Origin of the sequence: Ochrobactrum sp. 19YEA23 (assembly GCF_029909865.1) — a bacterium.
Classification (GTDB): Bacteria; Pseudomonadota; Alphaproteobacteria; order Rhizobiales; family Rhizobiaceae; genus Brucella; species Brucella gambitense.
This window is the reverse complement of the sequence record NZ_JASAMQ010000008.1, coordinates 218,047-242,845: the sequence shown is the minus strand read 5'-3', so window position 1 is coordinate 242,845 and position 24,799 is coordinate 218,047. Positions and strand designations below refer to the sequence as shown.

Below are 24,799 nucleotides of genomic sequence, written 5' to 3'. Positions count from 1 at the left end.
AGGCCGTTCGGGCGCTGCAACGCCACCTTGACGTTTTCCAGCACGGTCAGATGCGGGAAGGTGGCCGAAATCTGGAACGAACGCACCAGTCCCATTCGGGCCACTTTGGCCGGATCGGTTTTGGTGATCGTTTCGCCCAGAAGCGTGATCTCGCCGCTTGTCGGCTGCAGAAACTTGGTCAGAAGATTGAAAACCGTCGTCTTGCCAGCCCCGTTCGGGCCGATCAGCGCATGAACACGGGCATGTTCCACATCAAGATCGACATTCTTCACCGCGTAAAAGCCGCCAAACGACTTGCCAAGTCCTCGCGCAGACAAAACACTGCCCGCAGAACCTTGCCGTGAATTACCCGAACCCGACGGCCCTGCCTCACGCAGAGCCGCATCAGTCCCAGTCGAAGCCATCATCAAATCAGCCTCTTACTGCTTTACCAACGGACAGCCGCTTTCTTCCGGCTTCATATAGGCCTGATCGCCGGGGATCGTTGCGAGCACCTTATAGTAATCCCAAGGGGCCTTGCTTTCATCCGGCTTCTTCACTTCCATCAGATACATGTCGTAGATCATGCGTCCGTTGGGGCCGACCTTGCCGTGACGGGCAAAGACGTCTTCAACCGGCATTTCATGCAGCTTCTTGGCGACGGCTTCGGTTTCGTCCGTGCCCGCTTCCTTGATCGCCTTCAGATATTGCGTGACGGCGGAGTAGGTGCCTGCCTGGATCATGTTCGGCATACGGCCAGTACGGTCGAAGAAGCGCTTGCCGAAGGCACGCGATTCATCATCGCGATCCCAGTAGAAGCCTTCGGTCAGGGTCAGGCCCTGTGCGGCTTCGAGGCCGAGACCGTGCACTTCCGACAGGGTGAAGAGCAGGGCGGCGAGGCGCTGTCCGCCTGCGACAATGCCGAATTCCGCAGCCTGCTTGATCGCGTTGGAGGTATCGAGACCCGCATTGGCGAGACCGACAACCTTCGCGCCGGAAGACTGCGCCTGTAGCAGGAACGAGGAGTAATCCGTGGTGGACAGCGGATGGCGGACAGAGCCCAGCACCTTACCGCCCTTCGATTCCACGAACTTCGTGGTCTGTTCTTCCAGCGAATAGCCGAAAGCGTAATCGGCGGTCAGGAAGAACCATGTATCGCCGCCTTGCTGCACGAGCGAACCGCCGGTGCCAACCGCAAGCGCGTGGGTGTCATAGGCCCAATGGAACCCGTAAGGCGTGCACTGCTTGCCGGTCAGTTCCGATGTGGCTGCGCCCGTATTGATGGTGATCTTCTTCTTGTCCTTCGACAGTGCCTGCACGGCGAGGCCGACGGACGAGGTCGTCAGTTCCATGATGGAATCGACCTGTTCGGTGTCGTACCACTGGCGCGCGATGTTCGACGCGACGTCAGGCTTGTTCTGGTGGTCGGCGGTGATGATTTCAATCGGCGCATCCAGCACCTTGCCGCCGAAATCCTCTGCGGCCATTTTGGCGGCCTCATAAGACCATTTGCCGCCGAAGTCGGCATAGACGCCCGACTGGTCGTTCAAAATACCGATCTTGACTTTACCATCGGAAATTTCAGCTGCTGAAGATATGGCCGTTGCAGCCAGCAGTGCTGCCGTTGCGAGTGCAAGACACTTCATAAAATACTCCTCCCAATAATTCCCTTAAACCCTCGATAAAATCGAACGGTATCCTCCAGTGAAGCGGCCTTGTTACAGGCGGGACAATTGGCCTCCTCAGACCAGTCGTCTTTATGCTTCCGCCCGATTTGTTCCTCCGTTCGGGCTTTCAATTAGAACGGTAGCATTGACAAATGCGTACAAGAACAACAATTTTTGAACAGCGTCTGTTCAGAAATGTACAGATGCCGCGAAGGAAATGCGGGCAGACTATAGGGAGCAGTATGTGCGGCAGTTTACATGGGACGATCTGCAATATTTTCTGGCTGTTGCGCGCACGGGGCAGCTCTCTACCGCAGCGCGGCAATTGCGCACCAGCCATGTGACGGTGCTGCGCCGCATCGACCGGCTCGAGCAGGCGCTGGCGACCAAATTATTTGAGCGCAACCCGCGTGGTTATTTGCTGACGCCGATGGGTGAACGTCTGGTCGAGCCTGCGGAAGTCATGGAGCGCGAGGCCATGAAGTTCCAGACCGAGGCCACTGGCAATCTCGCGGCGCTGTCGGGTGTCGTGCGTCTATCGACGCTTGAAGGCTTCGGCAATTTCTTTCTGGCCGACCGCCTGCCGGTGCTGGCGCAATCGTATCCGAGCCTGTTCGTGGAGGTGGTGACGATCCAGCAGATCATGTCACTGTCACGCCGCGAGGCGGAACTGTCGATCACGCTGCATATGCCGCGCAACGGGCCTTATCACAGCGACAATCTCACATCTTACCGGCTGTTTATCTATGGCCATCGCGATTATCTGGCCCGACATCCGCCGATCCGCAGCAGGGAAGATTTGGCGCGCCATCCCTTCATCGGCTATATCGAGGACATGGTGTTCACGCCCGGCCTCGATTATATGCGCGAGATCCTGCCGGGCCAGCGCTGCACATATCAAAGCTCCAGCATTCACGCGCAGCTTGTCGCCACCCAGACCGGCTATGGTCTATGCGTTCTGCCGTTTTACATAGCCAGTAAGCATCCCGAACTGGTGCCGGTTCTGCCGCGCGACATGCATCTGGTGCGCGAATACTGGATGAGCTGCCATGTCGATGTCATGGCCGCGCCGCGTATCCGCGTCATCAGCGATTTCATGGTTCGCGCCGCGCGGGAATTCTCAAGCGATTTTCTGGGCGAAAGCCTTTTGCAGCCGTAATTGGCGAGGCCCGGGCATCAGAGAGTGACGCCGGTAAAGGCGATAAAACACGCCACGGCAAGCGCGATGCAACCAAACAAAATAATGGATAGACTAAGCGTGTTCATGGTCCCCCTCCACTTTACGCAACGTAAAGCGGGTATGCGGGGCTTTGAAAGCGGAGTCCAGCTGGAAAGTTTGCCAGTGAGACAAAAGTTGTAGGTAACAAAGGAAAAACCCCGGACGAACCGGGGCTTTGGATTATTTCTGCTTGGCGAGGCCTTGTTCCCGCATCTGGCTGAGCGACATTTTCGGTGAAAGCGCTTCCGGATCAATGCGGATTTCGATCAAGGCGGGTTTGCCTGATTGTTCACAGCGCTCGAAAGCAGCTGCAAAATCGGCTGTCGCTTCGACCGTTTCGCCATGCAGGCCATAGGCGCGTGCAAGAGCTGCGAAATCCGGATTGGCGAGGCCCGTGCCGGAAACGCGACCCGGATAGGTGCGCTCCTGATGCATGCGGATGGTTCCGTACATGCCGTTATTGACCACCACGAAAATCGCCCTGGCATTATATTGCGCGGCGGTCGCCAGTTCCTGACCGTTCATCAGGAAGCAGCCGTCACCGGCAAAGGCCACGACGGTACGCTCCGGTGCGGCAAGCTTGGCCGATACCGCAGCCGGAACGCCATAGCCCATGGAGCCGTTGGTCGGCGCCAATTGGCTGCGATAGGTGCGGTACTGGTAGAAGCGATGCGGCCAGGCGGAATAGTTGCCAGCGCCGTTGGTGATGATGGAATCGGCAGGCAGATGCGCGCGCAGCCATTCCATGATCTCGCCCATCTGCACCGCGCCCGGTATGACCGGCGTTTTCATATTATCGCGATAATCGGCATTGGCCGTTTCCGCCCATGCCTTGCTGCGTGGCGCGGCGATGGGGGCAAGCTTCGATGCAGCGCGGGCAAAAGCCGGCATGCTGGCATTGATCGGCAGGTCGGCGTGATAGACACGGCCCAGCTCTTCAGCACCCGGATGGATGTGGATGAGCTTCTGCTGCGGCACCGGAATGCTGACCAGCTCATAGCCCTGCGTGGTCATTTCGCCGAGCCGCGCGCCGACGACCACGAGCAGGTCGCTGTCGCGCACGCGCTGCGCCAGCTTCGGGCTGATCGATGTGCCCATTTCGCCGGCATAAAGCGGATGGGTGTTGTCAAACATGTCCTGACAGCGGAATGAAGCCGCCACCGGCAGATGCATGTTTTCGGCAAATGTGCGCAGGTCGCGCACCGCTTCCTGATCCCAGCCGCCACCGCCGACGATCATCAGCGGGCGCTCGGCCTTTTCGATCAGCTGCACCATGTCCTGCAACTGGTCCTGACCGGGGTGCATCTCGACCTTCTTATAGGCCGGGGCATCGCTGACGGCTGCATAAGATGTCAGCATATCTTCCGGCAGGGCAATCACAACAGGGCCGGGGCGTCCGTTGACGGCGCGATGAAAGGCCTGGCTGACGAGTTCCGGAATGCGGGCGGCGTCGTCGATCTGCACGACCCATTTGGCCATCTGGCCGAACATGCGGCGGTAATCGACTTCCTGAAAGGCTTCGCGCTCCACCTGGTCGCTGGCCACCTGACCGATGAACAGGAGCATCGGCGTGGAATCCTGAAAGGCGGTGTGCACGCCGACGGAGGCGTTGGTTGCGCCCGGTCCGCGCGTGACGAAACACATACCGGGTTTGCCGGTCAGTTTGCCATGCGCGTCGGCCATATAGGCCGCGCCACCTTCCTGACGGCAGACGATCAGATCGATTTCATCCGGGACGTCATGAAAAGCGTCAAGCGCGGCGAGATAGCTTTCTCCGGGAACGCAGAAAACACGGTCCACGCCGTGAATGCGCAACGCGTCCACCAATATCTGGCCCCCGGTACGCGTATTGGGTTTGCTGGTCATCTGATGCATTTCCTCACTCTCAAATCTCGGACGATTTTTCGTCTCTTCTTTGGATGGCGGGGCGAACCGTAGGGCCCTTTGGATGCACCACACGCTGTTGATATTGTTCGGCCCCTCCCGGTCAAACATATGCATAACAGCATAGCCCCCGGTGTGAATACAGACTAAACATGATGACCAAAACAGATGATCTCATGTGGTTCTGGTATAAAACGGAGCCGATTCGACATGAGAGCGTATCCCGAAAGTTGAAACGGTTTTCGGAAAAGATGCGCTTTGAAACAGGAGGAGCAGATGGTTCACGCAAGTTCGGGCAAGATTCGTGTCGGCATTGGCGGCTGGGCATTCGAGCCGTGGGACGAGAGCTTTTATCCGGAGAAGCTCGCGAAGAAGCGCCAGCTGGAATATGCGTCGAGCAAGCTGACCTCAATCGAGATCAACTCCACCTATTACGGCCCGCAAAAGCCGACGACCTTTGCCAAATGGCATGACGAAACGCCCGAAGGCTTTGTCTTTTCACTGAAAGCACCACGTTTTTCAACCAATCGCCGCGTGCTGGCCGAAGCTGGCGAAAGCATCGAGCGCTTTCTGACCGGCGGTGTAATGGAGCTGAAGGAGAAGCTTGGCGTCGTCAACTGGCAGTTCATGGGAACGAAGAAATTCGATCCGGTGGATTTCGAAGCCTTTCTCAAGCTTTTGCCCAAGCGCCTCGACGGGCGCGACCTGCGCCATGCGGTGGAAGTGCGCCACGACAGTTTCAATTCGCCCGAGTTCACTGCATTGTTGCGGGAATATGGTGTTGCAGCCGTCATTGCCGGTGACAGCGCATTTCCGCAATTTGCCGATCTGGCGGCCCCTTTCGCCTATTTGCGGATCATGGGAACAAGGGAAGGCGAGCCGCTCGGCTACAGCGAAGCCGAACTCGACCAATGGGCCACAAGGGCCAAGGCGATTGCCTCCGGAAAGGCCCCGGGCGGTTTGCGCACCATCGAACCTGCCGTGGACGACGGTGTGGCGCGCGATGTCTATCTCTATGTTATCAGCGGCTATAAGGCGCAGAATCCCCATGCGGCTATGGCCTTGATTGATCGGCTGAAATGATGCCTCGTGACGGCTGTTGATTTTCATCTGAGTCGTCCGAGACCCATCATGCCGCATCTTGATCTTCCCGCCCTTCGCGCTTTCGTCGACACCATCCCGCAGAATTACAAAGGCCCCGGCGGTGTCGTCGCCGTCGTCAAGGACGGCGAAGTCGTCCTCAGCCATGTCTGGGGTTTTGCCGATCTGCGCACGCGTCAGCCGATGACGGCGCAAACGCGGATGCCGATCTGCTCGGTCAGCAAGCAGTTTACCTGCGGCGTGCTTCTCGACAGCGTCGGCGAGCCGGAAGTGCTGGACGATGCGCTGGCCGCCTATCTCGCTGGTTTCGAGGGCGAACGCCCGAGCCTGCGCACCCTGTGCAACAACCAGTCGGGCTTGCGCGATTACTGGGCGCTGACGGTGCTTTGCGGCGGAGATCCCGAAGGCGTGTTTCTGGGCGAACATGCGCAATCGCTGCTGAAACGCCTGAAGACCACGCATTTTGTGCCGGGCAGCCATTATTCCTACAGCAATGGCAATTTCCGCATTCTGGCGGATTTGATCGAAGCCCATACGGGCCGCTCGCTGGTTGATCTTCTGTCGGAGCGGATTTTTAAACCGGCTGGCATGAAGACGGCGGAACAGATCACGGATACGGCGCTCTTCACCGAATGCACCGGCTATGAAGGCGATACGGTGCGCGGCTTCCTGCCTGCCACCAACCGTATTCACTGGATGGGCGATGCGGGCATTTGCGCTTCGCTAGACGATATGATCGCCTGGGAACAGTTCATCGACGCAACGCGCGATGATGAGACCGGCCTTTATCGCCGTCTGAGCGGGCCGCAGGTTTTCAGCGATGGCGCAGCCGCGCCTTACGGCTTCGGCCTCAAATTTGAGGAAGTGGGCGGCAAGCGGCTCACCGGCCATGGTGGCGCGCTGCGCGGTTGGCGCTGCCAGCGCTGGCATTGCGCCGATGAGCGGATTTCCACCATTGCCATGTTCAATTTTGAAGGCGGCGCTTCTGATCTCGCGGCCAAGCTGATGAAGCTTGCGCTCGGTGTGCCATCGCCGGAACCGGAACGGGTCGAAGCCGATGCGGGCTGGTTCGGGTCGTGGCTCGATGCTGAAACCGGTCTGGTGCTCAGCCTTGAGGATGCCGGACGCGGTCGCATGAAAGCGCGCTTCGGCACCGGCCCGGAAGTGATGGATGTAGTGAGCAAGGACGAGGCGCGGTCCTCCATGACCACGATCCGCCGCGAGGGTGATACCATCCACCTCGCGCGTGCCGATGAAAACCTGTTTCTCACCATGGGCCGGGTGACCGGCGAGGCCAAGCGCGACATTCTTGGACGTTTCCGCAATGAGGAACTTGGCGCAGACTTGGCTCTCGTGGCCGAAGGCGGCGCGATCTACGGTGCATTCGAGGGTTTTCTCGGTAAAAGTGACATGTATCCGCTTTATGCCGCGGGTGCCGATGTCTGGCTTATGCCGGTGCAGCGTTCCATGGATGCGCCATCGCCGGGCGAATGGAAGCTTGTCTTCCGTCGCGATGACAAGGGCGATATTATCGCAGCTTCGGTCAGCTGCTGGCTGGCGCGGGCTGTCGACTATCTGAAAGTCTCCGGCTGAACGAGGAAAGTCATGAGCGAGCTCAAGGTCAGAACCCGCGAGACGGGTGCGGTTGCCGAAATGCCGGAAGGCAAGCTGCCGGTGATCACCACGCCAACGGGCGGCAAGGTCGAGCTTGTGACGAGTGTGAGTCAGCCGGGTTTTAACCCGCTTGATCTGCTCTATGCATCTGTCGCCGCTTGCATGGCGCTGAGCGCACGCATCGCTGCGGGCAAGCTTGGCCTGCGCGAAAAGCTGGCCGATGTTCGCGTCGAGGTTAAGGGCGACAAGACACATGAAAGCCCGTCACGCATTGAGCGGTTTCATATTGCGTTTCACTTCGATGGCGATCTTTCAGCCGAAGAGAAACAACACATCGCCGAACTGGCCGAGGAAATCTGCACCGTAAGCAATACGCTGCGCAGTAATCCCGCCTTTGATCTGAAGGTCGGGTAACAAAGAAAAGCCCGGTCACAACCGGGCTTTTCTTTAAACGGTGGGTGATCACACCGCTTCGTCGTTGGCAGGCTTTTCCCAAAGGTTCACGCCGCCTTCGACTGCATATTTGTCGATCTCTTTCAGCTCGTCTGCCGAGAAGGAGAGATTGTCCAGCGCCTTGACGTTTTCAACGATCTGCTCGGGCGAGCTTGCGCCGATCAGCGCCGATGTTACGCGCGGATCGCGCAGCACCCAGGCCAGCGCCATCTGGGCGAGGCTCTGCCCGCGCTTCTTAGCGATCTCGTTGAGGCTGCGGGCGCGCTCGATATTGTCGTCGCTCAGATGCACCGGGCGCAGCGACTTGTTGCCCGGCTGGTTGATGCGCGCATCCGCCGGAATGCCGTTGAGGTAGCGATTGGTCAGCAAGCCTTGCGCCAGCGGCGTGAAGGCGATGACCCCCGCGCCGACATCGTCGGTCGCCGACAGGAGATCCTTTTCGATCCAGCGGTTGAACAGGTTGTAAGACGGCTGGTGGATCAAAAGCGGTACGTTGCGCGCTGCCAGTATCTTGGCGATTTCGCGCGTCTTGCCCGCCGAGTAGGATGAAATGCCAACATAAAGCGCCTTGCCCTGTTCGACGGCGTTGGCCAGCGCGCCAGCCGTTTCTTCCAGCGGCGTATTGGCATCAAAACGGTGCGAATAGAAAATATCCACATAGTCGAGGCCGAGGCGCGACAGGCTCTGGTCGAGGCTCGCAAGGATCGCCTTGCGCGAGCCACCGCCGCGCCCGTAGGGACCGGGCCACATTTCCCAGCCAGCCTTGCTGGAGATAATCAGTTCGTCACGATAACGGCCAAGGTCGCTTTTCAGGATCTGGCCGAAATTGCGTTCTGCCGAGCCGGGAGGCGGGCCGTAATTATTGGCAAGATCGAAATGGGTGATGCCAAGGTCAAAGGCCTTGAACAACATCGCCTTCTGACGGTCGAGCGGAATTCCGTCTCCGAAATTGTGCCAGAGGCCGAGCGAAATGGCAGGCAGGACGAGACCACTGCGCCCGACACGGCGGAAGTTGGCCTTGTCGTAGCGGTCGGAAGCGGCAAGATAAGACATGAAAAACCCTGTCGTGAGTATGGTGCGGGTGCACCTCGTATGAAATGGGCGGAAGGAATTCGGTTTCTTCCCGGCGGCAAATTAAGCCCAAACTAATTATAGGTCGAGGCCGTGACGGATTTCTTTCAAAATCCGCACGTTTCTCCGTCTTCGTCAGATGACGTTACGAATGCGCTCCACACCAAGCTTGATGACGCTTTCCATTGCTGCGCGGGCCTTTTGCGGATCGCGGGAAGCAATGGCGTGGGCAATGCGCAGATGGTTGGCCGCGCATTCGGCAATGCCTTCGCGCGATGCGGCAGGTGAGGAAAGCTGGAACGATACGGCAAGCGCTGCCTCGATCAGCCCGCTGACCGAGCGCATGAATGGATTGCCGGACATGCGGGCAACCGCGAGATGAAACTCCAGATCGACCTTGGCGATGGTTTCCGGCGTGTGCTGCGGATTATCGAACTTGGCGGCGAGCGCATAGAGTTCGACGATTTCGTCGCTGGTGGCGCGCTCGGCTGCGGCGGCGGCAGCAGCCGGTTCGAGCGCCATGCGCATTTCGGCCAGATGGTCGACAAAGACTTCATCGAAGCCCGCCTCGAAGCGCCATGTCAGAACATCGGGGTCGAAGAAGTTCCAGCTGGCATGGCCCAGAACGCGGGTGCCGACCTTGGCCTTGGGTTCAATCAGGCGCTTGGCGGCAAGCGTTTTCATCGCCTCGCGCAGGACCGTGCGGGAAACGCCGAAGCGCAATGACAGCTCGTTGTCACCGGGCAGGATCGAACCTTCGGGAATGGTGCCCGCGACAATGCCGCGCCCGAGTTCCCCCACGACGACAGCGTGGCTGTTATGCCGCTTGCGTCCGGTTATGGCCGTTTCCAGCAATCCCAATTCAGGCCTCCTTCATGCGTTGCCGCGCTAGTCTTAAGTCGGAGAACCACAACAGTCCTCGTTGCAGGGCGATGAACAGGAACAGCAATATACCGATTGCGATTTTCGTCCACCAGGAAGACAGCGTGCCGTCGAAAACAATATAGGTCTGTATCAGCCCCTGTATCAGAATGCCGACAAATGTTCCCGCAACCAGTCCCGCGCCGCCGGTCAGAAGCGTTCCGCCGATGACCACCGATGCGATGGCATCCAGTTCCACGCCCACCGTCGCCAGCGAGTAGCCGGACGATGTATAGAGCGTATAGACGATACCGGCGAGGCCGGAAAGCACGCCCGACATTGTATAGATGCCGATGGTCGTGCGGCCGATGGGAACGCCCATCAGTTCTGCCGATTGCTGGTTGCCGCCAAGCGCATAGATGTTTGCGCCAAAGCGCGTGCGGTGGGCGAGAATGCCGCCGACAATGAACACGGCCAGCATCAGCATGGCGATGAATGTCAGCCTGCCGCCGCCCGGCAGCCGGAAATAGAGCCCCTGCAACGTGTCGATGAAAGGGTGTGAGATCGGCACCGATTCCGTCGAGATCAGGAAGGCCGCGCCGCGCGCGAGGAACATACCGGCCAGCGTCGCGACGAAAGGCGGGATGCCGAGATAATGGATCATCATGCCCATCCACGCGCCAAAAAGAGCGGCGATGATGAGAACGAGCGCGAATGCCACGAGCGGATGCACGCCGAGCTTGCCGACGAGAACCGCAACGAAAACGCTGGTGAAGGCAATTACCGAGCCGACGGAGAGGTCGATGCCGCCAGAAATAATGACGAAGGTCATGCCAACAGCGGCGATGCCCAGAAAGGCATTGTCGGTCAACAGATTGCCGATCACTCGCGTCGACAGCATGTTCGGGAACTGCACGGCGCAGATAGCATAGGCGATCAGGAAAATCGCCACCGTGGTCAGAAAGGGCAGGTTGCGAAGAATTCTCATTGTCCTGCCCCTTGATGGGTGTGTCGGGTGCCATTGGCCGCGCCGCCCTTGCGTTGCGAGCGCAGGAAACCGATCAGGTTGACGATGGCCGCCGACTGGAAGGTGAGCACCACGATGATGATGCCTGCCTTGATGATGAGGTTGAATTCCGGCGGAAAGCCCGCCATCAGAATGCCGGTGTTGATCGACTGAATGATGAGCGCGCCGAGCAGGGAGGCCGTGATCGAGAAGCGTCCGCCATTGAGCGATGTGCCACCGATGACGACCGCCAGAATGGCATCGAGTTCAAGCCACAGACCGGCATTGTTGGCATCCGCGCCGCGAATGTCAGCGGTCGCGATCAGGCCTGCAAGCGCTGCGCCAACGCCCGAAACGGCATAGACGCTGAACAGCAGGAAGCGTGCCTTGACGCCCGCCAGCATGGCGGCGCGGCGATTGATACCGGTAGCCTCGATCAGGAAACCGAGAGCGCTGGAGCGCACTGCGATGCCGACGACCAGCCCGGCCAGAAGCCAGATCAGCACCGGGATGGGTATGCCGATAAACGAGCCGGACCCAAGCGCGGCGAAGGCATCATTGTTGAAGGTGAGAATTGCACCTTCAGTGATGAGCTGGGCGATACCGCGTCCCGCCACCATGAGGATCAGGGTTGCGATGATCGGCTGGATATCAAAGACGGCGACCAGAAAGCCGTTCCACAACCCGCAAAGCAGGCCAGCGCCGAGAGCCGCCGGAATGACGACCGCCAGTGGATAGCCCGCGACGATCAGCGATGCGGCGAAAGCGCCGCTGATCGCCATGACCGCGCCAACGGAAAGGTCGATGCCGCGTGTGGCGATCACCAGTGTCATGCCGACGGCCAGAATGGCGACAGGTGCCGCGCGCACCAGAATGTCGATCAGGCTACCGTAAAGGCGGCCATTCTGGAACGAAACGTCAAGAAAGCCGGGCGAGATGATGGTGTTTGCGGCAAGTATCAGAATGAGGGCTGCAAGCTGCGGCGCCAGTCTTTTGAATTTTCTGGATATGCGGGCAATCATGCTGCGGCTTCCTTCTGGCTTGCAGAAGCGATTTTCGGGCCGGTCTCTGCTATCGCGCGCACGATATTATCGGCGGTGATTTCTTCCCCCCGCAATTCCGCGACATGGCGACGGTCCGACAGAACCACCACACGATTGGCGACGGCGGCCAGTTCCTCGAATTCGGACGAGATGATGACGAGCGCCATGCCTTGTCCGCAGAGTTCACCGATCAGTTTGAGAATTTCTGCATGCGCTCCGATGTCGATGCCGCGTGTCGGTTCATCGAGAATCAGAAGGCGTGGATCGGTGGCGAGCCAGCGCGCCAGAATGGCCTTTTGCTGGTTGCCGCCAGACAGAAACTTGATCGGCTTGTGCGGATCGGGCGGGCGGATGTCGAGCGCCTTGATATAGCGGTCGGCTAGCGCCGCCTTTTCGCGCGAAGACAGCGGCTTTGACCAGCCGCGTTTGCCCTGCACGGCAAGCGCGATATTTTCGGCCACCGAAAAATCGCCGATGATGCCATCGGTCTTGCGCTCTTCCGGGCAGAAGGCGAACCGCTCGGAAATGGCCGCGACGGGCGAGGGTAGCTTTATCTCCTTGCCGTCGACGGTGAGATGGCCGCTATCGGCTTCATCAACGCCAAACATGAGCAGGGCGGTTTCGGTGCGGCCTGAACCCAGCAGGCCGGCAATGCCGACAGCCTCGCCGGGCTTGATGGCGAGATCGAATGGCGCAACGCTGCCTTTCTTGCCGTAGCCCGCAAAGCGGATCGGCGCGACCGTGTCGTCGCTGACCTCTTCGGTCAGCTGGCGGCGCACGGTTTCCTGCAACTGGTGGCCGAGCATCATGGAAATGAGGTCGGTGCGCGGCAGTTCCGACAGGTTGCGGCTGCCGACCAGACGACCATTGCGCAGCACGGTGGCGCAATCGGCAATCGCATAGACCTGATCCAGAAAATGCGTGATGACGATGATGCCGAGCCCTTCAGCCTTCAGCTGGCGCAGCACGGTGAACAGCATTTCGACTTCACGCGCATCAAGGCTGGCGGTCGGTTCGTCAAGAACAAGCACCTTGCCCGACAGATCGACGGCGCGTGCAATCGCAATGATCTGGCGTATGGCGACGGAATAGGCCGAGAGCGGCGCGCTGACATCGATGCCGAGGCCATAGCGCGCGAGAAGGGTGGTTGCGTCCTTTTCCATGCGCCGCCGATCGACAAAGCCGAACCTGCGCGGCTGGCGGCCGAGAAACAGGTTTTCGGCGACGGTGAGGTTCTCCAGCAGGTTCACTTCCTGATAGACGGTGCCGATGCCGAGCGTCTGCGCTTCCGCCACGGAGGCTGGCGTGATGGGCTCTCCGTCAAGAAGGATCGAGCCGTCAAAGCCGTGATAGGCGCCGGTCAATATCTTGATGAGTGTGGATTTGCCCGCACCGTTTTCACCAAGCAGAGCATGGATTTCGCCGCGACGCAGCGCGAAATCGACATGGTCAAGTGCGGTGACGCCCAGAAAGGATTTGGTGATCGAGCGAGCTTCGAGAAGCGGTATAACCGACGCCTGTTGAGCGCCTGTTTCAGGGCGAGTCATGGCAGTCTTCCGTTTGCGAATTGCAACGATACCCTTCGCCGGGACAAGCCGAAGCAGGCCGCGCCGAAGGGAAACCCGGGCCGCCGAAAGCTGGCGGCCCGAATGACACGAAGATTAGTAGCCGAGGCCCTTCTTGGCTTCGTACACAGCCTTCGGATCGTCAGCTTGTGTGTAAAGCTTGGATTCCGTCTGGATCCACTTCGGCGGAACGGTGCCCTTGGCCTTGAAGGCTTCAATCGCATCGAAAGCCGGACCGGCCATGTTCGGGGTCAGCTCCACGGTGGCATTGGCTTCGCCATTGGCCATGGCCTGGAAGATATCCGGTACGGAATCGATCGACACGATCTTGATGTCGGTGCCCGGCTTCAGGCCTGCTTCCTTGATCGCCTGAATGGCGCCGACGGCCATGTCGTCATTATGGGCATAGACAGCGCAGATGTTCTTGCCGCCGCCTTCAGCCTTGATGAAGCTTTCCATGACTTCCTTGCCCTTGGTGCGGGTAAAGTCGCCAGTCTGCGAACGGGAAATCTTGATGTTGTCGTGACCCTTGATCGCTTCCTCAAAGCCCTTCTTGCGGTTGATCGCAGGCGAAGAACCGGTCGTGCCCTGAAGTTCGACCACATTGCAGGACTTGTCGCCGATATCCTTCACCAGCCACTCACCGGCAACCTTGCCTTCATGGACCTGATCGGAAGTGACGGCGGTGAGATAGAGATCTTCCGGGGAATCGATCTGGCGGTCGAGCAGAACGACCGGAATTTCAGCTTCCTTGGCTTCCTTCAGGACGGCGTCCCAGCCGGTCGAGACGACCGGTGCGATCAGGATCGCATCTACACCCTGTGCGATGAAGCCACGAACGGCCTTGATCTGGTTTTCCTGCTTCTGCTGGGCGTCGGCGAATTTCAGCGTATATCCGCGCTTTTCAGCTTCCTGCTTGGTCAGGGCCGTTTCTGCGGCGCGCCATCCCGATTCCGAACCGATCTGCGAGAAGCCGACCGTCAGCGATGCCGCCGACACGCTTGAAATCAAGGCGAACGAAAAGACAGCCGACAGGGCGGCGATACTGCGTTTCATGATTGTTCCTCCCAATAAAAAGGCCCTCCCGGCCTTCGTGTTTATGAAGCATATAATATTACTTTATGGCAAGCGCCTTTCGCTGGATCACAATGAATTTTGGCTGCGACAAACAGGCATTTACAACATTAGTATAAGAAAATCAGTTAGTTGAATCCCGCTGGCAGCGTTGTCATATATCCGGCTGTGTATGGGGTGGTTCAGCTTGCTTGACAAAGCGGGTCTTGGCAAAATAGTCATATTAATAATAGAAGCTGCCGCAAAGCGTTAGCATGCGTTTAATCGGCCGGTATGGAGTGCCCGCGATTTTTTCGCGGTTAGGGAGGTTCAATGTTACGTCTAGTACAGTTCCGCGATGCGGGCGGTGAAACGCGTGTGGCTGCATGCGGGGATGATGGTGCAGCGCATATCGTCAAGGGCGCATCGACGACCTATGAACTGGCCTGGGCGGCAATCGGCGCTGGCATCAGCCTTGCAGAGCAGGTGGAGCGCAATGGCAAGGGCGAAGCCGTCGATATCGACGCTGCGCTAGCTGCGGGTCGCGTCGGCCTGCCGATCACCCATTCCGATCCGGCTCATCTGATCGTTGCAGGCACTGGCCTCACGCATCTTGGCTCCGCCGATGGTCGCGACAAGATGCACAAGGCGGCGCAGGCTGCCGAAAAGCCGACCGATTCGATGCGCATGTTCCTGATGGGCGTCGAAGGCGGCAAGCCGAAGCCCGGCGAAACCGGCGTTCAGCCGGAATGGTTCTACAAGGGTGATGGTTCCGCGCTGGTCGCGACCGGCGGCGAACTGGTGTCACCTTCCTTCGCCGAAGATGGCGGCGAAGAGCCGGAGCTTGCAGGCATTTATCTGATCGGCCCGGATGGTCAGCCGCATCGTCTCGGCTTCTGCCTCGCCAATGAATTTTCCGACCATGTGACCGAAAAGCAGAATTATCTCTGGCTCGCCCATTCCAAGCTGCGTCAGGCGTCGCTTGGACCGGAGCTTTATGTCGGCGCGCTGCCGGATCATGTGGAAGGCGTGTCGCGCATTCGGCGCGGTAATGAGGTGGTCTTCGAAAAGCCGTTCCTGTCGGGTGAAGCGAACATGTCGCACACCATCGCCAATCTGGAACATCATCACTTCAAATATGAGCTTTTCCGCCGCCCGGGCGATATTCACGTGCATTTTTTCGGCACGGCGACCCTGTCCTTCTCGGAAGGCGTGAAGACGCAAACGGGCGACCAGTTCGAGATTTCGGCCAAGCCGTTCCGTTATCCGCTGGTCAACAAGCTTGCCGAGGCGACAAAGACACAGGCTGCGGCGGAGAAAATCGCCGTCAGCGCATTGTGAGTGACAAGATGCCAGCTTCGTCCAACATCGCTTTAGCAATTGTCGGTCTTGGCAAGATTGCGCGCGACCAGCATCTCCCGTCCATCGAGGCGGTTAACGGGATTGCGCTAGCCGCTGTCGCCAGCCGCAATGCCGGGCTGGATAGTGTGCCGTCTTTCACGGATATCGACCAGCTATTGGCATCCGGTGTCGCCATCGACGCCGTGTCGCTGTGTACCCCGCCGCAGGGCCGTTTCGCTCAGGCCTATGCCGCGCTGAAGGCCCGCAAGCATGTGATGCTGGAAAAGCCTCCGGGTGCGACCATTTCCGAAGTGCAGGCGCTGGACCGTCTGGCCAAGGCGGAAGGGTTGACGCTTTATGCCACCTGGCATTCGCGCGAAGCCGCAGCGGTGGAACCGGCCCGTGATTTTCTGAAAGATGCGGTGATCCGTTCGGTCGCCGTTGCATGGAAGGAAGATGTGCGCCATTGGCATCCCGGCCAGCAATGGATCTGGGAGCCGGGCGGGCTCGGCGTGTTCGATCCTGGCATCAATGCGCTTTCCATCGTGACGCACATTCTGCCAGAGCGCTTTTTCCTCACGCAGTCGGACCTGTATTTCCCTGAAAATCGCGCAGCGCCGATTGCGGCTGACCTTCAGTTTCAGACGGAAAGCGGTATTCCGGTTTCGTTCGAGCTGGATTGGCGGCAGACCGGACCGCAGACCTGGGACATTCGTGTTGAAACCGACAAGGGCACGCTTTTGCTCACCCATGGCGGCAGCCGCCTGACCATTGCGGGCACGGAAAAAATGGCCGAGCCGGACCGCGAATATCAGCGCCTTTACAAGCATTTTGTGCAATTGATCGGCGAGGGGCGTTCGGATGTCGATCTCGCTCCGCTGACCCACGTCGCCGACGCCTTCCTGTTTGGAAAGCGGCACGCGGTTGAAGCTTTCGAAGATTAGGAAACGAGGTCGCCACGCGGCCTCTTACCCAGCAGGACAAAGACATGAACAAGCCCGTCACTCCGAAAACGCCAAAGTTCCGCTCGCGCGCATGGTTCGACAATCCTGACAATGTCGACATGACGGCGCTCTATCTTGAGCGCTACATGAATTATGGCCTGAGCCAGGAAGAATTGCAGTCGGGCCGTCCGATCATCGGCATCGCGCAGACGGGTTCGGACCTGTCGCCCTGCAACCGTCACCATCTGGAACTGGCCAATCGCGTTCGCGAAGGCGTGCGTGAGGCGGGCGGCATCGTCATCGAATTCCCTGTTCATCCAATCCAGGAAACCGGCAAGCGTCCGACCGCCGGTCTGGACCGTAACCTTGCCTATCTCGGCCTCGTGGAAGTGCTTTACGGCTATCCGCTCGACGGCGTTGTGTTGACGATTGGCTGCGACAAGACCACGCCTGCCTGCCTCATGGCTGCTGCGACCGTCAATATTCCGGCGATTGCGCTTTCGGTCGGCCCGATGCTCAATGGCTGGTTCCGTGGCGAACGCACGGGTTCGGGCACCATCGTCTGGAAGGCGCGTGAACTTCTGGCCAAGGGCGAGATCGACTATGCAGGCTTTATCAAGCTGGTTGCGTCTTCGGCACCATCGACCGGCTATTGCAACACGATGGGCACGGCCACCACGATGAACTCGCTTGCAGAAGCGCTGGGCATGCAGCTTCCGGGTTCCGCCGCTATTCCGGCGCCGTATCGTGACCGTCAGGAAGTGGCCTATCTGACTGGCCGCCGTATCGTCGAGATGGTCTATGAAGACCTCAAGCCTTCGGACGTTTTGACCAAGGACGCTTTTGTCAACGCCATCCGCGTCAATTCCGCCATTGGCGGTTCGACCAATGCGCCGATCCATCTGAACGCGCTCGCCCGCCATGTCGGCGTTGAGCTGACCGTGGACGACTGGCAGAAATACGGCGAGGAAATCCCGCTTCTGGTCAATCTCCAGCCAGCCGGTGAATATCTCGGCGAAGATTATTACCATGCTGGTGGTGTGCCAGCGGTCGTCAACCAGCTGATGGGGCAGGGCCTCATCAATGAGGATGCACTGACCGTCAACGGCAAGACCATTGGCGAAAACTGCAAGAACGCCACCATTGAAGACAGCAATGTCATCAAGACCTATGATCAGCCGCTGAAGAAGCATGCCGGTTTCCGCGTGCTGCGCGGCAACCTGTTCTCGTCGGCGATCATGAAGCTCAGCGTTATTTCGGACGAGTTCCGCAATCGCTACCTCTCCGACAGCAAGGACCCGAATGCCTTTGAAGGCAAGGCGGTCGTGTTCGACGGACCGGAAGATTACCATCACCGCATCGACGATCCGTCGCTGGAAATCGACGAGCATACGGTTCTGTTCATGCGCGGCGCTGGCCCTATCGGCTATCCGGGTGCAGCGGAAGTGGTCAATATGCGCGCACCGGATTACCTTCTGAAGAAGGGCATCAGCTCGCTGCCATGCATTGGCGACGGTCGCCAGTCGGGTACGTCGGGTTCGCCGTCGATCCTCAATGCCTCGCCGGAAGCTGCTGCTGGTGGCGGTCTGGCAATTCTCAAGACCGGCGACCGCGTGCGCATCGATCTTGGTCGCGGCACGGCTGATATTCTGATTTCGAATGAAGAACTGGCAGAGCGTCACAAGGCCTTGGAAGCCGCTGGCGGCTTCAAATATCCAGAAAGCCAGACGCCCTGGCAGGAAATCCAGCGTGCCGTTGTCGGCCAGATGGAAACCGGTGCAGTTCTCGAAAACGCGATCAAGTATCAGGATATCGCGCATACGCGCGGCCTGCCGCGTGACAACCACTAGAGCGGTTCCGGTTAAAATGGAATCGTGGAACCGCTCTATCTATTTGTTTTTACGCATTATCCTACGCAAAACCGCTACGCACTTTTGCTGGAAATGCTTTGAGGCTCGCCCATAATGGCTGTTGATAAAAAGCCTTTTGCTGCCGTCGCCGACTGGGGCACCACCCGGTTGCGGCTCTGGACGCTGGATGCGGACGGTGCCGTGCTGGGTGAAAGCCGGGGCGATGACGGTTTGCTGCGGGCAAAAGAAGGCGGTTTCGAGCCAACGCTCGAACGGCATCTGGCCACGCTCGGCGCGCCTGCCGATCTGCCGGTGGTGATCTGCGGCATGGCCGGTTCGCGGACCGGCTGGATCGAAGCACCCTATATGAGCCTGCCTGCCGGGCTGGACGGCATTGTGAAGGCTGCGGTGCGCGTGCCTGCGCGCCGTCACGTCATCATGCTGCCGGGCGTTGCGCGACGGGACGAAGCTGCTCCCGACGTCATGCGCGGCGAAGAGACAAAACTGCTCGGTCTGGTGCATGGGGGCACGCATGATGCCGTTGTCGTCATGCCCGGCACCCATGCCAAATGGGTGCTGATTGCCGATGGTGGTCTCGCCGATTACCGGACCTTCATGACGGGCGAATTGTTCGCTCTCCTGAAAGACAAGTCGGTGCTGGCCGGGGCGCTCGAAGGCGCTGGTGAGGTCGATCCGGACGGAGCAGCTTTTGCGGCTGGCGTCAGAGCCTCGCTCGAAACGCCGGAACTGATCGCCAATGCGCTGTTTTCGGTTCGCGCGGGCTGGCTCGTGCATGACCGCAAGCCGACCGACCAGCTGGCGCGGCTTTCCGGCCTGTTGATCGGGCTGGAAGTTGCGGGCGGGCGCACGCTTTACGGCAAGCCGCAGCAGGTGCTGCTGCTCTCGGACGGCATGATGGGTGCACTTTATGCCAGCGCGCTTGAAATTGCCGGGCTGACGGTCAAGCGCGTCGAGGCGGACGAACTGGTGCGCGATGGCCTGTTCATGGCGGCAAAGCACGCTTTTGCGGGAGGTGCCCAATGAGCGCGCGCGTTGCATGGCCGAAACTGCGCTATCCGCTGGTCGCGATCCTGCGCGGCATTCGCCCGGAGGAAAGCGAAGCAATCGTCGAGGCGCTGATCGAAACGGGCTTTGAAGCCATCGAAATCCCGCTCAATTCGCCCGATCCGTTCGTGTCGATTGGCAAGGCTGCGAAGCTTGCGCCTGCCAATGTGCTGATCGGTGCCGGCACTGTTTTGAGCGTCGAGGATGTCGACCGGCTGCACGATGTCGGCGGCAGGCTGATGGTCAGCCCCAATGTCGAGCCGGATGTCATTCGCCGCGCGGGCGGCCATGGCATGGTGACGATGCCGGGCGTGTTCACGCCGACGGAAGCCTTTGCGGCAATCCGTGCAGGGGCATCGGCGCTGAAATTCTTTCCGGCCAGCGTGCTGGGCGCAGACGGAATCAAGGCGGTTTCCGCCGTCCTGCCGAAGGATATTCCGTTTGGCGCCGTGGGCGGCGTATCGGAAAGCGATTTCGCAACCTATGTCGCGGCAGGCGTAAGCTGTTTTGGCCTTGGATCGAGCCTTTACAAAGCTGGTTTCACGGTGGCCGATGTGCGTGAGCGCGCCAAGCGCGCTGTTGCCGCATGGGAGGCAATTGCGGGCTGAAGGAGGCACGCAATTTGTTTGGGTTTAGGCATTTCCGAATAGGGGTTAAACCGTGTTCGGAAATGGTCTTGGAGGCATTCCGCAAACTGCTGGCCAACAATTTGGGCGGGGAGCGGGAGTTTGGGAGAACGGCAGGCTTCGTGGAGAAGTCTGTCCCAATTTTTGGGAGTGTAACAATGGCAGGCATGAAAACTCTAACCCTGGCAGTCGCGATGGCCGCGCTTGCCTTCACGGGCATCGCCCGCGCCGAAGACAAAGGTCTTGTGGCAGTCGCCATGCCGACGAAGTCGTCGGCTCGCTGGATCGCGGATGGCGACAACATGGTCAAGGTTCTGAAGGAACGCGGTTATCAGACCGATCTTCAGTATGCTGAAGACGATGTGCCGAACCAGCTGGCGCAGATCGAAAACATGGTGACCAAAGGCGCCAAGGTTCTCGTTGTCGCGTCCATCGACGGCACCACGCTGTCGGACGTGCTGGCCAAGGCGCATGATGCAGGCATCAAGGTCATCGCTTATGACCGCCTGATCCGTGATACGCCGAATGTCGATTACTATGCGACCTTCGACAATTTCCAGGTTGGCGTGCTGCAGGCACAGTCGATTGAAACGGCGCTGGACCTCAAGAACAAGCCGGGCCCGTTCAATATCGAACTCTTCGGCGGCTCGCCGGACGATAACAACGCCTACTTCTTCTACAACGGCGCCATGTCCGTATTCCAGCCTTACATCGACAGCGGCAAGGTTGTCGTTGCCAGCGGCCAGACCGGCATGGACAAGGTTGCAACGCTGCGTTGGGACGGTGCCACCGCTCAGGCCCGCATGGATTCCATCCTGTCCGCCTATTATTCGGACAAGCGCGTCGATGCAGTTCTGTCGCCTTATGACGGCATCTCCATCGGTATCCTGTCGTCGCTGAAGGGCGTCGGCTATGGCAGCGGCGACATGCCAATGCCAATCGTTTCCGGTCAGGACGCCGAAGTGCCTTCGGTCAAGTCGATCCTCGCCGGCGAACAGACCGCGACGATCTTCAAGGACACCCGCGAACTGGCCAAGGTCACCGTCGACATGGTTGACGCGCTGATGAGCGGCAAGGAACCGCAGGTCAACGACACCAAGACCTATGACAATGGCGTCAAGGTTGTACCGGCCTATCTTCTGAAGCCGGTCATCGTCGACAAGTCGAACTGGAAGCAGGTTCTGGTCGATAGCGGTTACTACAAGGAAGACCAGATCAAGTAATCTGGGCTTCTAAGGGATGGCGAGCGCGCCCGATGCTGCGGCTTGGCGGCGCGTTCGACAACCCTTGCATATGCGCGGTTTCGGGCCGAAAATCCGGCGGTTTTCCGGCTTCGTCCGAAACAGCATCGAATTTCTGTAATGCCATTGCTAATCCCAAGCTTACCTCAGTTTTCAACTGGGGTAGGCCGTAAGATTGACAGCGTTGTCTTTTTTAGCGTGTGCTTTGAGGCGCGTTCTAAAACAAGGCTTTAGCCTGGACGCAATGGCATTCGGAAATCCTGCGCCATCGATCGAAGCAACCGCAACGGCGCTTGGGATGGGCAGGTTCAACAGGGTTTGGAGCGTCGTGTTGAGCATCCGGAGGGATGCGAGGCGCTCTGTCGGGAGTGAGCGATGAATGTAGCCAATCCTGTCCCGCTTGAAGAGCAGGGAGGCCAGCTGAATGGGGCTGGCAAACCTATTCTTGAAATGCGCGGCATCAGCAAATCCTTCGGGGTCGTGAAGGCGTTGAGCGACGTCAATTTCACGGTCATGCCGGGGGAGATTCACGCATTTGTCGGCGAAAACGGCGCTGGCAAATCCACGCTCATGAAGGTGCTGTCGGGGGTCTATCCTCATGGCAGCTATGAAGGCTCGATCTTCTTCGACGGAGAAGAACGGCAGTTTCGCGACATCAACGATTCCGAAGCGCTCGGCATCGTCATCATCCATCAGGAACTGGCGCTGATCCCGCTGATGTCGATTGCGGAAAATATTTTCCTAGTCAATCCACCGGCGAGCCGTGGCGTCATTGACCGCAGTGCCGTGCATATGCGCACGCGGGAACTTTTGAAGAAAGTCGGCCTGTCGGAATCGCCCGATACGCTGATCACCGATATTGGTATCGGCAAGCAGCAGCTGGTGGAAATCGCCAAGGCCTTGTCAAAGCGCGTGCGCTTGCTGATCCTAGATGAGCCGACGGCCAGCCTGAACGAAACGGACAGTGCAGCGCTTCTGACGCTCCTGAAGGAGTTTCGTGCGCAGGGCATCACGTCGATCCTGATCTCGCACAAGCTCAATGAAATTCGCGAAGTCGCAGACAAGATCACCGTGTTGCGCGACGGCAAGGCTGTGGCGACGCTCGATTGTCATGAGGGCGAGGTCGAGGAAGACGATATCATCCGCAAGATGGTCGATCGCGATCTGGAAAGCCGCTATCCAAAGCGTGACCCGAAGATCGGGGACGTGATTTTGGAGGTCGACAACTGGTCGGTCTATCATCCGCTGCATCCGGAGCGGCATTCGGTCAAGAACGTGTCGTTCAAGGTCAAGGCGGGCGAAATCGTCGGCATTGCAGGCCTGATGGGTGCCGGCCGCACCGAATTTGCCATGAGCCTGTTCGGGCGCTCCTGGGGCACCAATATCACTGGCGATGCGCGCATTAACGGCAAGGCCGCAGATATTTCCACGGTGGCGCGGGCGATCAAGTCCGGGCTTGCCTATGTGACTGAGGATCGCAAGAAGCTCGGCCTCGTTCTGGGTGAAAACATTGCGCGCAACGTTTCGCTGGCCAATCTGCGTGGCGTTAGCCCGAAGGGCGTCATCGACGATATTCGCGAAATGAAGGTTGCCAGCGACTATCGCAACCAGATGAGCATTCGCAGCCACAATGTCTTTCAGCAGACCGGCACGCTTTCGGGCGGCAACCAGCAGAAGGTCGTGCTGTCGAAATGGCTGTTCACCGGACCGGATGTGCTGATCCTCGACGAGCCGACGCGCGGCATCGATGTCGGCGCGAAATACGACATTTACACCATCATCAATTCACTGGCGGAGAGCGGCAAGGGCGTGGTCGTCATTTCTTCGGAAATGCCGGAACTGATCGGCATCTGCGACCGCATCGTCGTCATGCATGAAGGCGCTTTCGTCGGCGAAGTCGCGGGCGAAGAGGCAACGCAGGAAAACATCATGCGCGCCATCATGCGGAACAAGGGAAAACGGCAATGAGCGAGAATATTATCGGAAGCAGCCAGACAAGCAGCGTGGGGCGTTATCTCAAGAACAATCTGCGCGAATCCGGGATGCTGCTCTCGCTCGTCGCGATCATGATCTTTTTCCAGATTGTCACGGGCGGCGTGCTGATGAAGCCGCTGAACCTGACCAATCTGGTCTTGCAGAACAGCTATATCGTCATCATGGCGCTCGGCATGCTGCTGATCATCGTGACCGGCCATATCGACCTGTCGGTCGGGTCGGTCTGCGGTTTCATCGGTGCACTGGCGGCGGTGATGATGGTGCATTGGGGCATCCCGTTCCCCATTGCCGCCATTCTCTGCCTGCTGGCAGGCGGTATAATCGGCGCGTTGCAGGGCTTCTGGGTCGCCTATTTCAACATACCGTCCTTCATTGTGACGCTGGCGGGCATGCTGGTGTTCAAGGGCCTGATGCTGGCCGTGCTCGGCGGCCAGTCGGTCGGCCCGTTCCCGGTCGTGTTCCAGAAGCTCTCATCGGGCTTCATTCCGGAAATTTTCGGCACCACGGCAGGCGGCGTTTATCTGACATCGCTGATCATCGGCGTGCTTCTGGCCGGTTTCATGATCTGGCAGAATGTGAAGTCGCGTCAGCGCCATATCGCGCATGAAGTGGAAACGGAGCCGTTTGGCCTGTTTGTCATCAAGAACATTCTGTTCTTTGCGGCTATTGCCTATCTGTCGCTCCTGATTTCCATGCATCGCGGCCTGCCGAATGTGTTGATCATCATGGCGGTGCTGATTGCGGCCTATGCGTTTCTCACCAACCGCACAGTGATCGGTCGCCAGATTTATGCGGTCGGCGGCAACCGTCATGCGGCCAAGCTTTCCGGTGTGAAAACCGAACGGCTGACCTTCCTCGCTTTCGTCAATATGGGCGTGCTGGCAGCTCTCGCCGGTCTGGTTTTCGCGGCGCGCCTGAATACGGCAACGCCCAAGGCCGGTATCGGCTTCGAGCTGGACGTGATCGCAGCCTGCTTCATCGGCGGTGCATCGGCTTATGGCGGTGTGGGCCGCGTGACGGGTGCAGTGATCGGCGCGCTTATCATGGGCGTCATGAATAACGGCATGTCGATCCTCGGCATCGGTATCGACTATCAGCAGGTCATCAAGGGTATCGTGCTGCTGGGTGCTGTCTGTATCGACGTCTACAACCAGAAGCGCTGATTATTTTGGCTCTGACGGCCTGCAAATGGCGTTGTTTTGCGCTTCCGGTGCTCACGTA

Annotated in this window: 21 protein-coding genes; 12 read left to right on the top strand and 9 right to left on the bottom strand. The window is 59.0% G+C overall.

Annotated features, from left to right (window positions below; all coding sequences use genetic code 11):
* Both QBD01_RS20230 and QBD01_RS20225 read right to left on the bottom strand, forming a co-directional pair.
* On the bottom strand, positions 1 to 407 hold a 407-nt coding region (locus tag QBD01_RS20230), incomplete at its 3' end, for an ATP-binding cassette domain-containing protein (protein WP_280994257.1).
* 12 nt (positions 408 to 419) lie between these two features.
* A complete protein-coding gene (locus QBD01_RS20225) occupies positions 420 to 1,625 on the bottom strand; it encodes an ABC transporter substrate-binding protein (protein WP_138785446.1) in 1,206 nt (401 codons plus the stop codon).
* Between the two features lie 265 nt (positions 1,626 to 1,890).
* Here QBD01_RS20225 and QBD01_RS20220 point away from each other — a divergent pair, with 265 nt between their 5' ends.
* Entirely contained in the window at positions 1,891 to 2,805 is a 915-nt protein-coding gene (locus QBD01_RS20220; protein WP_280994256.1) for a LysR family transcriptional regulator, read from the top strand.
* Positions 2,806 to 3,045: 240 nt separating this feature from the next.
* Here QBD01_RS20220 and QBD01_RS20215 read toward each other — a convergent pair whose 3' ends face one another.
* On the bottom strand, positions 3,046 to 4,731 hold the full coding sequence (locus tag QBD01_RS20215) for a thiamine pyrophosphate-binding protein (RefSeq protein WP_280994255.1): 1,686 nt from the start codon (positions 4,729 to 4,731) through the stop codon (positions 3,046 to 3,048).
* Positions 4,732 to 5,025: 294 nt separating this feature from the next.
* Between QBD01_RS20215 and QBD01_RS20210 the strand changes: the two genes are divergently transcribed.
* The 3 genes from QBD01_RS20210 to QBD01_RS20200 are packed head-to-tail and all read left to right on the top strand — an operon-like array spanning position 5,026 to position 7,878.
* A complete protein-coding gene (locus QBD01_RS20210) occupies positions 5,026 to 5,832 on the top strand; it encodes a DUF72 domain-containing protein (protein ID WP_280994254.1) in 807 nt (268 codons plus the stop codon).
* A 48-nt stretch (positions 5,833 to 5,880) separates the two neighbouring features.
* Positions 5,881 to 7,443: a D-aminopeptidase gene (locus QBD01_RS20205; protein ID WP_280994253.1), complete on the top strand. Its 1,563-nt coding sequence runs from the start codon at positions 5,881 to 5,883 to the stop codon at positions 7,441 to 7,443.
* A gap of 12 nt (positions 7,444 to 7,455) precedes the next feature.
* A complete protein-coding gene (locus QBD01_RS20200) occupies positions 7,456 to 7,878 on the top strand; it encodes an OsmC family protein (protein ID WP_280994252.1) in 423 nt (140 codons plus the stop codon).
* 48 nt (positions 7,879 to 7,926) lie between these two features.
* On the opposite strand, the gene mgrA is transcribed toward QBD01_RS20200, so the two are convergent.
* From mgrA to ytfQ, 6 genes are all read right to left on the bottom strand, one after another.
* Positions 7,927 to 8,970 carry an L-glyceraldehyde 3-phosphate reductase gene (gene mgrA, locus QBD01_RS20195; RefSeq protein WP_280994251.1) on the bottom strand — a complete coding sequence of 348 codons (1,044 nt, stop codon included), beginning with the start codon at positions 8,968 to 8,970 and terminating at the stop codon, positions 7,927 to 7,929.
* A 153-nt stretch (positions 8,971 to 9,123) separates the two neighbouring features.
* Positions 9,124 to 9,849: a FadR/GntR family transcriptional regulator gene (locus QBD01_RS20190; protein ID WP_078338854.1), complete on the bottom strand. Its 726-nt coding sequence runs from the start codon at positions 9,847 to 9,849 to the stop codon at positions 9,124 to 9,126.
* Position 9,850: 1 nt separating this feature from the next.
* Positions 9,851 to 10,837 (bottom strand): galactofuranose ABC transporter, permease protein YjfF, encoded by a 987-nt coding sequence (gene yjfF, locus QBD01_RS20185; protein ID WP_151591145.1) that lies wholly within the window; start codon positions 10,835 to 10,837, stop codon positions 9,851 to 9,853.
* On the bottom strand, positions 10,834 to 11,877 hold the full coding sequence (locus QBD01_RS20180) for an ABC transporter permease (protein ID WP_280994250.1): 1,044 nt from the start codon (positions 11,875 to 11,877) through the stop codon (positions 10,834 to 10,836). Before QBD01_RS20180 ends, yjfF begins: the two co-directional genes overlap by 4 nt.
* Positions 11,874 to 13,445: a sugar ABC transporter ATP-binding protein gene (locus QBD01_RS20175; protein ID WP_280994249.1), complete on the bottom strand. Its 1,572-nt coding sequence runs from the start codon at positions 13,443 to 13,445 to the stop codon at positions 11,874 to 11,876. Before QBD01_RS20175 ends, QBD01_RS20180 begins: the two co-directional genes overlap by 4 nt.
* Positions 13,446 to 13,559: 114 nt before the next feature.
* Positions 13,560 to 14,519 carry a galactofuranose ABC transporter, galactofuranose-binding protein YtfQ gene (ytfQ, locus tag QBD01_RS20170; RefSeq protein ID WP_280994248.1) on the bottom strand — a complete coding sequence of 320 codons (960 nt, stop codon included), beginning with the start codon at positions 14,517 to 14,519 and terminating at the stop codon, positions 13,560 to 13,562.
* A 330-nt stretch (positions 14,520 to 14,849) separates the two neighbouring features.
* Here ytfQ and araD1 point away from each other — a divergent pair, with 330 nt between their 5' ends.
* The 8 genes from araD1 (at position 14,850) to mmsB (ending at position 24,741) form a co-directional block, all read left to right on the top strand.
* The gene (gene araD1, locus QBD01_RS20165; RefSeq protein WP_280994247.1) at positions 14,850 to 15,857 is read left to right on the top strand and encodes an AraD1 family protein; all 1,008 of its coding nucleotides are present in this window, start codon (positions 14,850 to 14,852) and stop codon (positions 15,855 to 15,857) included.
* An 8-nt stretch (positions 15,858 to 15,865) separates the two neighbouring features.
* Positions 15,866 to 16,801 (top strand): Gfo/Idh/MocA family oxidoreductase, encoded by a 936-nt coding sequence (locus QBD01_RS20160; protein ID WP_280994246.1) that lies wholly within the window; start codon positions 15,866 to 15,868, stop codon positions 16,799 to 16,801.
* Positions 16,802 to 16,845: 44 nt separating this feature from the next.
* Positions 16,846 to 18,651: an IlvD/Edd family dehydratase gene (locus tag QBD01_RS20155; RefSeq protein WP_280994245.1), complete on the top strand. Its 1,806-nt coding sequence runs from the start codon at positions 16,846 to 16,848 to the stop codon at positions 18,649 to 18,651.
* 114 nt (positions 18,652 to 18,765) lie between these two features.
* Positions 18,766 to 19,695 (top strand): 2-dehydro-3-deoxygalactonokinase, encoded by a 930-nt coding sequence (locus QBD01_RS20150; RefSeq protein ID WP_280994244.1) that lies wholly within the window; start codon positions 18,766 to 18,768, stop codon positions 19,693 to 19,695.
* A complete protein-coding gene (locus QBD01_RS20145) occupies positions 19,692 to 20,324 on the top strand; it encodes a 2-dehydro-3-deoxy-6-phosphogalactonate aldolase (protein WP_280994243.1) in 633 nt (210 codons plus the stop codon). Before QBD01_RS20150 ends, QBD01_RS20145 begins: the two co-directional genes overlap by 4 nt.
* Before the next feature lie 176 nt (positions 20,325 to 20,500).
* The gene (chvE, locus tag QBD01_RS20140; RefSeq protein WP_182520879.1) at positions 20,501 to 21,565 is read left to right on the top strand and encodes a multiple monosaccharide ABC transporter substrate-binding protein; all 1,065 of its coding nucleotides are present in this window, start codon (positions 20,501 to 20,503) and stop codon (positions 21,563 to 21,565) included.
* Positions 21,566 to 21,958: 393 nt separating this feature from the next.
* Positions 21,959 to 23,551 carry a multiple monosaccharide ABC transporter ATP-binding protein gene (gene mmsA / locus QBD01_RS20135; RefSeq protein WP_280994242.1) on the top strand — a complete coding sequence of 531 codons (1,593 nt, stop codon included), beginning with the start codon at positions 21,959 to 21,961 and terminating at the stop codon, positions 23,549 to 23,551.
* Positions 23,548 to 24,741, top strand: a complete 1,194-nt coding sequence (gene mmsB, locus QBD01_RS20130; protein WP_182520881.1) for a multiple monosaccharide ABC transporter permease — start codon at positions 23,548 to 23,550, stop codon at positions 24,739 to 24,741. The genes mmsA and mmsB overlap by 4 nt, the downstream gene beginning before the upstream one ends.
* The last annotated feature ends 58 nt before the right edge of the window (positions 24,742 to 24,799 follow it).